This window comes from Actinomadura sp. NBRC 104425, assembly GCF_030269545.1.
GTDB classification, from domain to species: Bacteria; Actinomycetota; Actinomycetes; order Streptosporangiales; family Streptosporangiaceae; genus Spirillospora; species Spirillospora keratinilytica.
This window is the reverse complement of record NZ_BSTN01000005.1, coordinates 148,840-161,838: the sequence shown is the minus strand read 5'-3', so window position 1 is coordinate 161,838 and position 12,999 is coordinate 148,840. Positions and strand designations below refer to the sequence as shown.

Genomic DNA, 12,999 nt, shown 5'->3' with positions numbered 1-12,999 from the left:
CGAAGGCAGGGGCGGCATGGACGACGGCCTGGCGGCACTGGACGCGACGGCGGTGGCGGACATGGTGACGCGGCGCGAGGCGTCGGCGGTCGACATGGTGACCGCCGCGTTGGCGCGGGTGGATGACATCGATCCGCGGTTGCGTGCGTTCCGTGATGTCTGGCCGGAGCAGGCGCTGGCGGCGGCGCGGGCGGTGGACCGGGCGGTGGCGCGCGGGGAGCGGCCGCGGCTGGCGGGGGTGCCGATCGCGGTCAAGGCCTGGCAGCGGATCCAGGCGCCGCAGACCCGGCGGCTGCGCCGCGAAGGCTGCGTGGTGGTGGGGTCGACGTCGGTGCCCCGGCCGAGCACCGACTGGCAGACCTGGGGGCACACCGACCGCGGCCCCACCCTCAACCCCTGGCGGCCCGACCGCACCCCCGGCGGCTCGTCGGCCGGCTCCGCCGCGGCGGTGGCCGCCGGGATCGTGCCGCTGGCCACCGGCAGCGACGGCGCCGGCTCCCTGCGCATCCCCGCCGCCTGGTGCGGGATGCTCGCCCTCAAACCGACCAACGGGCGCCTGCCCACCCGCGACCCCTCGGGCCTGGCCGCACTCGGCGCCGTGGTCCGCACCGCACGCGACGCCGCCCTGCACCTGTCGGTCCTGCTCGACGAACCCTTCACCGTTGACCACGACCTTCCGGCCGGGCTGCGCGCCACCTGGTCCACGACCCTGGGATTCGCCGCCGTCGACCCGCAGCAGGCCGCCATCGCCCGCGCCGCCGCCGACCGGCTGAACGAGGCGGGCGTGATCACCTGGCGGCCCGGGCCCGTCCGGCTGCTGGACCCCGAACCGGCGTGGCGGCAGATGCGGGAGCGGGCGTCCCCCTCGGCGGCCGCGCGGCTGCGGTCGGCCAACGACGCCCGCCTGCGCGAGGTGTTCGAACGCGCCGACGTGCTGCTGACCCCGACCACACCCATCCCCGCCCACGGGCACGCCGGCCCCGGCACGGCCTTGAGCGTCAGCCTCACCTGGGGATTCAACGTCACCGGCCACCCGGCGATCAGCATTCCCGCCGGGTTCGGCCGTGACGGCACGCCCGTGGGACTGCAGGCCGTCGCGCCGCACGGTCATGAGGCGACCCTGCTGCGGCTGGCCGCCGCGGTGGAGCGGCACGCGCCGTGGCCCGTCCTGGCCTCCGGCGCGCCGCCCGCACCGGCCCGCTCCCCCGCCCGCCCTCAGACGGCGCCCGAGCCGTAGGGGCGGCGCCCTCCCCTCACGGGTTGACGGCGACGCCCTTGAAGAACGTGTAGTGGAACGTGCCGTTGGGGTCGGCGGTGCGGCGCAGGTCGGCGATGCCGCGGTCCCATTCGGGCGCGGTGATCAGCCCGGCGGCCAGCGCGTCGTCCCGCACCGACTCGACCATCGCGATGAAGGTGCCGCGGGTGAAGCCCTCCACCAGCGCGGGACGGGTCCGGTCGGCGTAGACGGTGCGCGGGCCGACCGCGACCCCGGTGTACCCGGCCTCGAACAGCAGCGGCTGCAACCGCCGTCCCACCAGGGCGTCCCCGCCCGCGGCGGCCTGCAGGCGGACCAGGCACTCGATCACCGCCTGCGCGTAGCGGCTGTCGGGGTGGAAGATCGCCGAACCGTGGTCCCCCTCGATCACCGTGATCGTGCCGCCCGGTGCCAGCACGCGGCGCAACCCGGCCAGCGCCCGGGCCGGATCCCGCAGGTGCTCCAGGACGAAGCACACGAAAACGTGGTCGAACGCCGCGTCGGGGAACGGCAGGTCGAACAGGTCGGCGCGATGCCACTCGACGCGGGCGCCGGGCCGCTCGGCGGCGACGCGGGCGCGCGCCCGCTCCAGCGAATCCTCCGACACGTCGACCGCCACGAAATGCGCGCCCGGGCTGTTGGCCACCAGGTGCACCGTCTGCGCGCCGACACCGCACCCAGCCTCGAGCACCCGGCTGCCGTCCGGGTAGGCGGTGCCGGAGTGCAGCAACGCCGCCAACGTGTCGGCCTGGTCGCCGAGCCTGCGCGTCTCGTGCTCGGAGTATCCGTGAACGTAGCTTCTGCCCGGGAGGATGTCAGTCTTCATGCCTGCCACCCTGCTGGCATTATGGCCCAATGCCCAGGTCCAATAGCGACCATGATGACCGGTCCATAACGTCCGGTGCCGATTTTCTGCAACTGGACGTGCGGGACGCGCCACCGGGCGGGCTGTCGGACTGGCTGGCCCGCCGGCTGCGGCACGCCATCGCCGACGGACGGCTGCCGATCGGCAGCAGGCTCCCCGCCACCCGCGTGCTCGCCGCGCAACTGGGCGTGTCGCGCGGCGTCGTCACCGAGGCCTACCGGCGGCTCGGCGAGGACGGCCACGTCGCCGGACGCGGCCGCGCGGGCACGATCGTCGTCGCCGCCCCCGTGTCGACGTCGCAGCCGGCCCCACCGCGCCCGGCCGCCGCCCCGCGCAGGACCGCCGTGTTCGACTCCGCACCCGGCGCCGGCGTCTTCGACGCGCTGCGCACCTCCCCCGCCCGCATCGACCTGTCCCCCGGCCTGCCCGACCTGGCCGCGTTCCCCCGGTCGGCGTGGCTGCGCGCCGAACGCGCCGTCATCGGCGAACTCCCCGCGGCCGGCTTCGGCTACGGCGACCCGCGCGGAACGCCCGCGCTGCGCCGCGCCGTCGCCGCCTGGCTGGCCCCCAACCGCGGCATCAAGGCCGACCCGGACGAGGTCATCATCGTCGCGGGCACCGCCCAGGCGATGGGGCTCATCGCCCAGGTGCTGCGCGACGACGGCATCACCGCCATGGCCGTCGAAGACCCCGGGTCGCTGGGGGCGCGCATGCACCTGCAGCACTGGGGCATGGAAACGCCGCCCGTCCCCGTCGACTCCGAGGGCCTGCGGGTGGACGCCCTGGGCGACGCGCCGTCCGTCCTGCTCACCCCGGCGCACCAGTTCCCGATGGGCATGGTGCTCGGCGGGCAACGGCGGCGCGCGCTGATGCGGTGGGCCGCCGACGGAGGGCTGATCGTCGAGGACGACTACGACGCCGAGCACCGCTACGACCACCCGCCCGTCGCCGCCGTGCGCGCCATGCTGCCCGAGCGGGTGTTCTACGCCGGGACCGTGTCCAAGCTGCTGGCGCCGGCGCTGCGCATCGGCTGGCTGCTCGCGCCGCCCCGATACCGGGACGCCATCGTCGACGCCAAACGCTTCACCGACCTGGGCAACGCCGCACTGCCGCAGCTGGTGCTGGCGCGGCTCATGCAGTCCGGCGACATGGAACGCCAGCTGCGCTACCTGCGCCGACGCCACCGCAAGCGCCGCGACGCCATGATCCGGGCGATCGGCGCGCACCTGCCGGACGCGTCCGTGCACGGCGCCGCCGCGGGCCTGCACCTGACGATGACCTTCGACGGCGGGTTCTCCGACGTGGCCCTGGCCGCGGCGGCGCTGGCCCGCGGTGTGAAGACCCAGCCGCTGTCCTGGCATGCCCAGCGGCCGCACCGGCCCGGGCTCGTCCTCGGCCACGCCGCCAGCACCCCGACCGACATCGCCGAGGGCATCGCCGTCATCGGCGAGGAGCTGCGCCGGCTATGACACGGCGGCCGGGAAGACCAGCCGGTCGACCGCGCTGCGCCGCCGCCGCTCGGGCCTGCGGTCGTAGCGGGCCGTCGTCGCCGGGGACGCGTGCCCGACCAGCTGCTGCACGGTCGCCAGGTCCACGCCCCGGTCCAGCAGGTCGCCGATGAACGTGCGCCGGAAATCGTGCGGCGTCATCGGCGGCAGCCCCGCCTCCCGCCGCCGCTTGACGACCGCGTTGCGCACCGCCGCATCCGTCATCGCCCGGTACTGGATCGCCCCCGACTTGTGCACCGGCATGAACAACGGCCCCTTCGGACGATCGCTGAGCGCCAGCCACGCACCGAGCAGCACCGCCGCGCCCTCGTGCACGTACTCCATGCGCTCCTTGTCGCCCTTGCCGACGATGCGCAGCGACCGCTCGCCGGGGTCGTAGTGCTCGCGGCGCATCGCCGCCACCTCGGCGCGCCGCGCACCCGTGGTGTAGAGGACGGCCAGCAACGCCGCGTCCCGCCGCCCCGCCGGAGACGGGTCGTCGGCGCAGACCTTCAGCAGGGCGGCGAACTCGGCGGCGTGCACGCTGCGCCCGGCGGGCAGCCGCGACCCCCTGAAGTTCTTGACGGCCTTGGCCCGCTGGTAGTCGTCGGTCGACATCTCCCCCAGCCGCCACGCCGTCTGCAGCACGCCGCGCAGCGCCGACAGGTGCTGGTTGCGGTAGGCCGGCGACCACGGACGCTCCTCGCCGTCCGGCCCGGGCGTGGTCTGCGCGGCGATCAGCGACCGCAGCGCCGCGGTGTGCTCGGCCCGCAGCATCGCCCACGGGAACGTCTCGGCGGGCGAGGGGCCGGGATCGCGTCCCGAGGCGGTGTGGAACAGCGCCGCCAGCCTGTGCAGGCACGCGCTCATCGCCCGCCGCGACCGCGGACTCTCCAAAGACGCCACGTACACCAGGAACGGATTGCGTCCCGCGTCCACCACGGCGGGCTCCCGGGCCCCCGCAACGGTGATCGCAAGCTCCTCCACGGACGCCCACCCTAACGCCGTCCCCTTCCCGGCGCCGCGGATCACCTGCCGGGTCCGGGAGAGTGGCCTACAGCACACCGGAATCGCACCACAAGATCACGACTTTCGACCGGACGGAGTACCGTCTCTGGCAGACATTCATGGCCCGCGATGCCCGATACGGAGTGTGCAGTGGCTGAAGAGCGGATTCCGCCCGGCATCCCGAGCGACGTGCCGACCTCGGCGCGGGCGTACGGGTGGCTGCTCGGCGGCAAGGACAACTACGAAGTCGACCGGCAGTTCATCAAGGCTCAACTGGAGCAATTTCCGGCCGGCCTCGACATCACCCGGCAGAACCGGCTCTTCCTGTACCGCGCCGTCCGCTACCTGACCCTCGAGGCCGGGATCCGGCAGTTCATCGACATGGGCTGCGGGCTTCCCACCGACAACAACGTCCACCAGGTCGCGCAGGGCATCGCCCCCGAGTCCCGCGTCGTGTACGTGGACATCGACCCGATCGTGCTGGTGCACGGCCGCGCCCTGCTGGCCGACAACGACCTCACCACCGTGATCACCGCCGACATGCGCGACCAGGAGGAGATCCTCAAGCACCCGGACGTGCAGCGGCTCATCGACTTCGACGAGCCCGTCGGGGTGCTGTTCTTGTCGGTCGGGCACCACCTGCCGGACGAGTACGACCCGCGCCGCATCCTGACCACGATCATCGACCGGGCCGTGCCCGGCAGCCACCTCACGTTCTCGCAGGTGGTGTGCGAGGACCCGGCGGAGGGCACGCTGATGACCGAACGCGTCACCGCCGCGGGCATCCCCTGGCAGACCCGCACGCCCGAGGAGGTGGACCGGTTGCTGTCCGACCTGGACCCGGTGGAGCCGGGCCTGGTGAACCTGGCGCAGTGGCGCCCCATGGACGTGCAGCCTCCCCTGCCCCCGGTGCCCGCCGAGATCGCCCACTACGAAGGCGCGTCCAAGCTCAACCCGAAGGTGTACGAATACGGGGGCGTCCTGCGCAAGCGGGCCTGAGCAGGTGTCTTCCGTGCTGATCGCCGAGGCGGTCGGCGCCGCACAGGCTCGCGGCCATGGCGAGGAACCGAAGTGATCTTCACTGCCGTCCCGCTGGCGCTCGACGTTATCTGAGTGGCCGGGTCAACAGCAGTGAGTTTCGGAGTAGCCGCCTTCCCCCCTGGTTTTCACCGAGAAACTCCGCGCGGTCGCGTTCAGCTGTGAGTGACATCGCGACTGCGCGGGGTTCGCGCGCTTTTCGAGAGGGGCGGACTTCGAGGCTTCGGTGAAGGCACACGGTATTCGAACGCGCACCGGGAATGCACAGGAAGCAGGCTCACCGAATACCGCGGAGGGAACACGTGCACGAGGGTGCAGCGGTGCTGCTCAGTACGTGGCCGGTGCTGCCGAACGGCCCGAAGTCTCACGCGTGCACAAGTCGGGGCGATCCGGCATCGGCCGATGACGGCCGTGCGGTGCGACGGCTCGCAGGCCGACGGGTGTGCTGTCGCGCGCGAGTCCGGCGGGGATGGCTACAAAGCGCGCAGCCGAAGCGACCGCCTCGGGTGGGGTGTCAGGCCGGGGTGCGGCGCATCAGCAGAAGCGCGACGTCGTCTTCGGCCGTCTCACGGCCGATGAGCGCTGACATGACCGCGGTGCAGACCGCTTCGGGGGGACCGGCGTACACCGCGTCGCGCAGCCGGGAGAGGTCATGGACGATCTCACTGTTCCGCCGCTCCACCAGCCCGTCGGTGTAGAGGCACAGCAGGGCGCCCGGCGGCAGCGTCACGGTGGTGGTCTGGTGGGGCATGTCGTCCCCCAGACCGATCAGGATGTCGGTCTTCAGGTCGAGGAACTTGACGTCGCCGTCCGGCAGGGCGAGGACCGGAGGCCAGTGGCCGGCCGATGACACCCGGACCCGGCCCCGCTCGAGGTCGCACCTGGCGTACAGCACCGTTGCCGTCGCCTCGGGCTCGAAGTGCTGCATCTTGCGGTCGAGTTTGCGCAGTACCTCCGCCGGATCGTCGGCCTCCAGGGCATAGGCCCGCAGGGCACTGCGCATCCGCCCCATCACCACCGCGGCCGGAAGCCCGTGCCCCGCCACGTCGCCCATGACGATGCCGATCTCGCCGGAGGGAAGGGGGAAGATGTCGTACCAGTCGCCCCCGACGCTCGCCTTGCCGGGGAGGTAGCGGGCGGCGAACTCGACGCCGGGGATGCTCGGCAGCGCGTCCGGCACCAGGCTGCGCTGCAGTTCCAGCACTCCGGCGCGTTCCGCCCTGCTGATCAGGGAATGCACCGCCATCGCGATACGCGCGGCTGCGAGCTGCAGGAACTCGGTCTCGTCTTCGGTGAACCGGCGTTCGGTGAGCGACCCGACGTGCAGGATGCCCACCAGTGTGCCGCCCGCGACGAGGGGGACGCCGAGCAGGGCGCGCAGGCCCCGCTGGACCAGCAGCGGGTTGTACACGTTGGCGTTGGTGATGTCGTCGGTGTAGACCGGTCTGCGCTCGGCGGTGACACGCCCGGCGAAGCCTTCGCCGACCGGGACGCGGATGCCCTGGCTGACCTCCTCCTCAAGACCTTTCGCCGCAACCGCCACCAGGGAGCGCGCCTGACGCTCCAGCAGCAGCACGACGGCGGTGTCGACCTCCAGGATCTGGCGGACGCGGTCCAGCAGGGTGTTCAGGAAGTCGTCGACGTCCATGTGGGCGAACACCTCGTCGGTGATCGCCTGGATGCTCTCGAGCTTGCGGGCGGCGCCCCGCAGGGCGCTTGCCGAGTTCTCCACCTTGACCACTGTATGTGACCCTTGTGGGGGTTTCCTCCCATCACCGCAGGTCGCGGGGTTGGGGGCACGGCGTGGCGGCCCCTGCGGCGCCGGTTCTGCGGCCCGCGCAAAGCCCGGTCTCGGCGACCCGCCGGGCTGTGGAGCGGCCGTGCCCGTCCGGCGGGTCGCCGGGGCGTCAGATCTTTGGGACGGGCGTGATCAGCGTGCCCTTCTCCATGAAGTTCCGCAGGTTGCGGAAGGCAAGGTCGCCCATGGTGCGCCGCGTCTCGTGGGTGGCGCTGCCGATGTGCGGGAGCAGGACGACCGAATCCAGGGTTGAAAGCTCGGCGGGCACGTTCGGTTCGCCGGTGAACACGTCGAGTGCGGCGCCCGCGATGCGTCCGCCGGTCAGGGCGGCGACCAGCGCGGGTTCCCAGCGTCAGGAGCAGGGCATCTGAGCGGTCGGGACCATCACCGGACGGCGTTCAGCCTGCTCCCCGCCCGGCCCGCCGCCTGCGCCCGGCACACGGGGCCGCCACCGGACCCGATCACGCGGGTTCGGCCTGCCTGAAACGCTCCTGGCGGCGTCCGGCCGGTGTCGGCGCCGACTTGATCGGACGGCACCGGGCCGCGGAGGTCCGGCTGCACCGGGCGCCGCCGCGGTCGGTTCATGGCAGGGCGTCGATGCAGCGCAAGGCGCGTAGGGGCGCACCATCGCGCGGCCGAGCTGCGCTTTTTGCGCGTTGCCCGGGAGGTCGGCCGGACGAGGTGCTCAGCAGCGTGCAGCGGTCCGAAATGGTGTCGATGGCGTGTCGAGCCACACCTGTTGCCGCCCGCCGGGCAGGACCGTCATACCGAAGCGGGTGAGGGCCGGTCGGCCGTGGCTTCAGCCATGTCCGGTATGCGGCGGCGACCTCGTCCCAGAGGCGGCGCGGGCCGTGCTGCTGGACCCGGTGGGCGGAGTTGCCCTCGAAGGTCACCGAGGCCCACGATCGGTCGCCGGGTCGACGTCGATGAGCCAGACGGTGAACGCACCGCACCTGTCGTCGGCGTCGAACCGGTGCCAGGACACACCGGGCACCTGTACGCCGATCGCGAAGTCGACGTCCAGGTGACCGAACATGCCGCGCAGGTCCAGGTCGGTGGTGGACACGTCGGGGACGTCGCCGTCGTGCACCTCGTCGCCCAGCGTGCCGAGCAGCACGCGGGCATCCCTCATCCACATGAACGGGGCTCGACCGGTGAACGGGCCCGACGCGGTGCCGTCCTCGTGCACGGTGAGCCGCAGCAGGGCGTCGTTGTGATAGGCGTTGCCCCACGGGGTGAGGATGATCCCGCCCGGCCTGGTCTGCTCGATCCACGCCGTGGGGACGCGCTGCACCGACGCGGTGGCGATGATCCGGTCGTAGGGGGCGTGCGGCGGGTGCCCAGCGATGCCGTCCGCGGTGACGACCCGTACGGGGCGGCCGACGCGGGCCAGGGTTCGGCGGGTGCGGTCGGCCAACTGCGGATCGACCTCCACGGTGGTCACGTTTTCCGGGCCGAGCCGCGCGGCCAGGAGCGCGGCGTTGTACCCGGTGCCGGTTCCGATCTCCAGCACCCGCATGCCCGGCTCGGCGTTCAGCTCGTCGAGCATGCGCAGGACGAGGCTGGGCTGGGTGGCGCTGCTGGTGGAGTACTCGCCGTGGTCGGGGGCGGCGGGCCGGCCGTCATCGACCTGGGTGACGATGTACCCGTCCCGGTTGACCATCTCCCACCAGACATCGGGCTCCGTCAGCCGGGACAGCCGCCGCCAGCCGTCGGACGCCTCGCTCCAGACCTCGTCGGGAATGAACAGGTGCCGCGGTGTGGCGCGGAACGCGTCCCGCCACGCCTCGGGCAGCGCGCCGGCCGATTCGAGTTCGGTTTCCAGTCGTTTGGAGCCGAGGGCGGGATCGGCGGTCACTTCTCTTTGCCGGACCCGTGCTTGGTGCCGGTGGTGCCGTCCGACTGCTGCTTGGTCAGCTTCCCGTCTTCGGGGTTGTTGCTGTCGCCGCGGTTGCCCATCTGCGCCTCCCAGGGGTGAGCACACGCGAAGCTACCCGCGCCTCAAGATCGATGCGGACTGTGACGCGACAGTCACACCTACAGGTAAGGCGTAGGTGACGTAGCCCCTGCGCGGCGGGCTCGAGGGGCGGCATGTCAGCGAGCGTGCTCGCTTCCCATGGCCGTTGACCTGTGTGTTTACCGACCTTCGCCCCTTGTGGCCCCCTCCTGCCCGCACCACGATGGAGTTCTGGACGGCCTGTCAGGAGGACACCATGCGAGCGAGCACAGGCGACCGGCTGGTGGTCCACGGACACCATGTGGGCGAACCGGACCGCGAGGCAGAGATCTTGGAGGTGCACGGCCGGGACGGAGAGCCTCCCTATGTCGTCCGGTGGGACGACGGCCACGAGAGCACGTACTTCCCCTCCTCCGATGCCACCATCCAACGTTTCCCGCCCGATTCGGCCAAGGAGCGGTAGGCGGCGCACCAAAGGCACTCGCTTCCGGTGACGGCGGGCGTCTCGCGCGCCTGCTGACCGGGCGCTTACGGGAGCAGGGCCGATGCTCTTGCAGCACCTTTGCGGGCGGCCTTTCCGGCGGGTGACGCCCGGCGGGATCCCGGCCGTGGAGGGACGGCCGATGCAGGATCACCGCAGTAGACGCCCCGTCCTGGGGGATGAGGACGGAACCGGCCCGATGAGGTGAGGGGATGGCGCATGGACACACCCGTTGTCGCAGGGCTGGACGGTTCAGCCGCGTCACCGCGGTGCGTGGCGTGGGCGGCCAACGAGGCGCGCCTTCGGGGCCGTCCGCTGGAGCTGGTGCACGCCTCGATGCTGCTGTACCGGGACGGATCACTGAGCGAGGCAGCCTACGAGGGCCTGGAGGAGGAACGGACGCGCCTGCTCGTCGAGGCCAAGGCGTACGCGCTGGGGCTGCAACCGGGGCTGGAGGTCCGCACCCGGCTGCTGGCCCAGGAGCCGGGCAAGGCCCTGGTGTTCGAGAGCGAGCGCGCGGAACTGATCGTTGTCGGTACCAGCAGGCTTGAGGCCTTCGGCGGTCCCATCCTCGGGGCGGTGGCCCTGCGCCTGGTGACGGGTGCCCGCTGCCCGGTGCTGGCGGTCACCGACAGCGCCCCCGATGCCGACGCGGCGCCCGCCGAGATCGTCGTGGGGGTCGCCGAACGGGGGCGCGAGTCCCGCGCGATCGGCTGGGCCTTCGAGGAGGCCGCCCTGCGGGGTGCGCATCTGAACGCCGTCCACGCGCTCGGCGGCGAGTTCGCAGGCCGGGCGAAGGCGGAGGAGGACGCGCTGCTGGCCGAGGCACTGGCGGGATGGCGGTCGAAGTATCCGGACGTGGAGGTTTCACGGACCATCTCCGATCAGCACCCGGCGCGGGCGCTGGTGACCGCGTCCGATGAGGCCGCCCTGGTCGTCGTCGGTGCGACGCACCGCCCCGGTATCACCGAGCACGCCCTGGGCACCGTCGGGCATGCGTTGCTGCATCAGGCGCTGTCCGCCGTGGTGATCGTCCCGGAAACCTGACGACACAGGATCGGCTCAGCGGGGAGGGAACGTGCAGTAGTGCCCGCGTGTCCGCCGGGATGTCGCAGCTCCCCGGATAGGGTGTCGAGAACCTCCAGGAGGGTGCACCGGAGTCTCCGCAGAGGACGTGGTGGTAGCGGCCCGGTCAAACAGCAGACGCCCCTGGGTTTGAAGGTTCCTCCGCTTCAGTGCTGAAATGCGCGCTCAGCTTCACACCGAGGGTCCAACGATACGGTGAACGTGCCTTTCGGTTCCTATGCAGAAGGGTGACGTATGGCGGACGACTCCGCGGCGATCGGACTCAGCACGTCCGAACTTCGCGAGGTCACCGGCTTCGCCGTGGCCTGTGCGCGGCCCGCTTTGGCGATCTTCGAGCGTGACCGTCCTGACGATCGGCGTCCGCGAGCCGCGATCGACACCGCGCAGGCGTTCGCGGATGGGGCCGAGCGGACCAAGGCGCTCCGTGACAGCGCGTGGGCGGCGCACCGGGCGGCCCAGGACACCCGCGACGCGGGGCAGGCCGCGGCGAGCGACGCCGCACGTGCGGCCATGGCCGCGGCAGGGGCGGCCTTCCTCCACCCCCTGGCGAAGGCCACGCAGGTCAAGCACATCCTCGGTTCGGCCGCTCATGCCGCACGAGCGTTCGAACTGTCCGCCGGAGACGATCCCGCCGTCGGAGCCGACCACATCGCGCGGTTGCGGATGCTTGCTCGTCCCGTCGTGGTGGACGTCCTGAGGCGCTATCCGCTTGCCCCGTCCGGCGGTGGGCGGGTCGGAGAGCTCATGCGTCAACTGGACGCGTCGCTCCGATGATCCCGGGCGGAACGCCACGCGGGCACGGTCTAGCGGACCTTTTGCACGCGGGCTGCCGGTGCGGAGGGAGGTGCCGTCGGCGCTGGTCGGCGTGAGTTCACGGCACGGGGTCGCCGTGCTGGTCGACAAGGACGGAGTGGGGCTCGCCGGGGGGCGAAGGCGTGGCGTTCTCCCCACCAGCGCAGGGTGAGGACCGGGATGAGGTCGCGGCCCGCGTCGGTGAGCAGGTATTCCTGGCGGCGGCCCGATGGTGCGGTGCGCTTGGTGCGGAGCCAGGCACTGCCCACGCTGCCTAAGATCGGGGCCGGCGGGCGTGGCCGGCGATCACCCGGGCGCTGCTGACCGACGCCGACGACGAGGGGGCGCGCAGCGCGTGGCGAGCGGCGGTCGTGCTGGTGCTGCGAAGGGAGCCCGCGTTGGCGGAGCGGATCGCCGCCGGGCTCGCCGACCGCCTCGCCCACGGCGGTCCCGATTCGACTGCACGTCGTCGGCTGACCGAGGCGCTCGCGGACATTCCGGGGGCGACGACGTCACGTGCCCTCGCAGAGCTGTCACTTGGCGAGGACCGCGCCGTCGCGCTCACGGCGACCCACCTCCTCAAGCTGCTGCGCAGCGCACGAGGAAAGGCAGCTGCGCGCCGGTCCCGGAGGGCGCGGGTGCGGCGGCGAATTCTGGACATGTATGATCCAGGACATGCGGATGAGCGAGGGCGTGGAGTGGGCGCTGCACACATGCCTGAACCTGGCATGGGTGGAGCGGGATCGCGCGGTCCCCACCTCGACGCTGGCCGCGTTCTACGAACTGCCGCCCGCCTACCTCAACAAGCAGCTGCAGGCGCTGGTGCGAGCGGGCATCCTCGCCTCCACGCCCGGGCCGCGGGGCGGTTTCCGGCTGGCGCGCGCCCCCGAGAAGATCACGGTGCTGGACGTGGTGGTGGCGATCGAGGGTCCGCAGGAGGCGTTCGAGTGCGCCGAGATCCTGCGGCGGGGCCCCGGCGGCGAGCCCGGGGTCGACTACCGGACGACCTGCGTGATCTCCCAGTTCATGCGCCGGGCGGAGCTGAACTGGCGGCGGGAGCTGGCCGGGCGGACCCTCGCCGACCTCAAATCGACGGTGGAGGAGCGCTTCCCCGCCGTCCCCGGGGAGATCCGCCACGGGCTGACCGGCACGCGCACCTGAACACCCCCTCTCCACCGAGAGGGTTTTTCGCGGGAGAAATTCTGGATGTTTCCTAGTCAGATTAGGTATAG

The 12,999-nt window shown here is 72.2% G+C and carries 12 protein-coding genes; 7 read left to right on the top strand and 5 right to left on the bottom strand.

Annotated features, from left to right (window positions below; genetic code table 11):
* Positions 1-16 precede the first annotated feature (16 nt).
* Positions 17-1,237 carry an amidase gene (locus QSK22_RS10465; protein WP_285493863.1) on the top strand — a complete coding sequence of 407 codons (1,221 nt, stop codon included), beginning with the start codon at positions 17-19 and terminating at the stop codon, positions 1,235-1,237.
* Between the two features lie 16 nt (positions 1,238-1,253).
* Here the strand turns inward: QSK22_RS10465 and QSK22_RS10460 are convergent, their stop codons facing one another.
* Positions 1,254-2,081, bottom strand: coding sequence for an L-histidine N(alpha)-methyltransferase (locus tag QSK22_RS10460; RefSeq protein WP_285493862.1), 828 nt, complete (start codon positions 2,079-2,081; stop codon positions 1,254-1,256).
* Between the two features lie 98 nt (positions 2,082-2,179).
* Here QSK22_RS10460 and pdxR point away from each other — a divergent pair, with 98 nt between their 5' ends.
* Positions 2,180-3,589 carry a MocR-like pyridoxine biosynthesis transcription factor PdxR gene (gene pdxR / locus QSK22_RS10455; RefSeq protein WP_285493861.1) on the top strand — a complete coding sequence of 470 codons (1,410 nt, stop codon included), beginning with the start codon at positions 2,180-2,182 and terminating at the stop codon, positions 3,587-3,589.
* Here the strand turns inward: pdxR and QSK22_RS10450 are convergent.
* Positions 3,584-4,594, bottom strand: a complete 1,011-nt coding sequence (locus tag QSK22_RS10450) for a tyrosine-type recombinase/integrase (RefSeq protein WP_285493860.1) — start codon at positions 4,592-4,594, stop codon at positions 3,584-3,586. The two genes, pdxR and QSK22_RS10450, sit on opposite strands and share 6 nt — an antisense overlap.
* 171 nt (positions 4,595-4,765) lie before the next feature.
* Here QSK22_RS10450 and QSK22_RS10445 point away from each other — a divergent pair, with 171 nt between their 5' ends.
* Positions 4,766-5,614, top strand: a complete 849-nt coding sequence (locus QSK22_RS10445; RefSeq protein WP_285493859.1) for an SAM-dependent methyltransferase — start codon at positions 4,766-4,768, stop codon at positions 5,612-5,614.
* Between the two features lie 553 nt (positions 5,615-6,167).
* On the opposite strand, the gene QSK22_RS10440 is transcribed toward QSK22_RS10445, so the two are convergent.
* The 3 genes from QSK22_RS10440 to QSK22_RS10430 all read right to left on the bottom strand — a co-directional run bounded on the left by QSK22_RS10440 (position 6,168) and on the right by QSK22_RS10430 (position 9,309).
* On the bottom strand, positions 6,168-7,385 hold the full coding sequence (locus tag QSK22_RS10440; RefSeq protein WP_285493858.1) for a PP2C family protein-serine/threonine phosphatase: 1,218 nt from the start codon (positions 7,383-7,385) through the stop codon (positions 6,168-6,170).
* 175 nt (positions 7,386-7,560) lie between these two features.
* Positions 7,561-7,788, bottom strand: coding sequence for an NAD(P)-dependent oxidoreductase (locus QSK22_RS10435; RefSeq protein WP_285494044.1), 228 nt, complete (start codon positions 7,786-7,788; stop codon positions 7,561-7,563).
* A 552-nt stretch (positions 7,789-8,340) separates the two neighbouring features.
* Positions 8,341-9,309, bottom strand: coding sequence for an rRNA adenine N-6-methyltransferase family protein (locus QSK22_RS10430; RefSeq protein ID WP_285493857.1), 969 nt, complete (start codon positions 9,307-9,309; stop codon positions 8,341-8,343).
* A gap of 355 nt (positions 9,310-9,664) precedes the next feature.
* On the opposite strand from QSK22_RS10430, the gene QSK22_RS10425 reads away from it, so the two are divergent.
* The 4 genes from QSK22_RS10425 to QSK22_RS10410 all read left to right on the top strand — a co-directional run bounded on the left by QSK22_RS10425 (position 9,665) and on the right by QSK22_RS10410 (position 12,928).
* Positions 9,665-9,871, top strand: a complete 207-nt coding sequence (locus tag QSK22_RS10425) for a DUF1918 domain-containing protein (protein ID WP_285493855.1) — start codon at positions 9,665-9,667, stop codon at positions 9,869-9,871.
* Positions 9,872-10,108: 237 nt separating this feature from the next.
* Positions 10,109-10,936 (top strand): universal stress protein, encoded by an 828-nt coding sequence (locus QSK22_RS10420; RefSeq protein WP_285493854.1) that lies wholly within the window; start codon positions 10,109-10,111, stop codon positions 10,934-10,936.
* 273 nt (positions 10,937-11,209) lie between these two features.
* The gene (locus QSK22_RS10415; RefSeq protein ID WP_285493853.1) at positions 11,210-11,749 is read left to right on the top strand and encodes a putative immunity protein; all 540 of its coding nucleotides are present in this window, start codon (positions 11,210-11,212) and stop codon (positions 11,747-11,749) included.
* Positions 11,750-12,442: 693 nt separating this feature from the next.
* Complete coding sequence (locus QSK22_RS10410; RefSeq protein ID WP_285493852.1) at positions 12,443-12,928, top strand: RrF2 family transcriptional regulator; 486 nt, start codon at positions 12,443-12,445, stop codon at positions 12,926-12,928.
* Positions 12,929-12,999 lie beyond the last annotated feature (71 nt).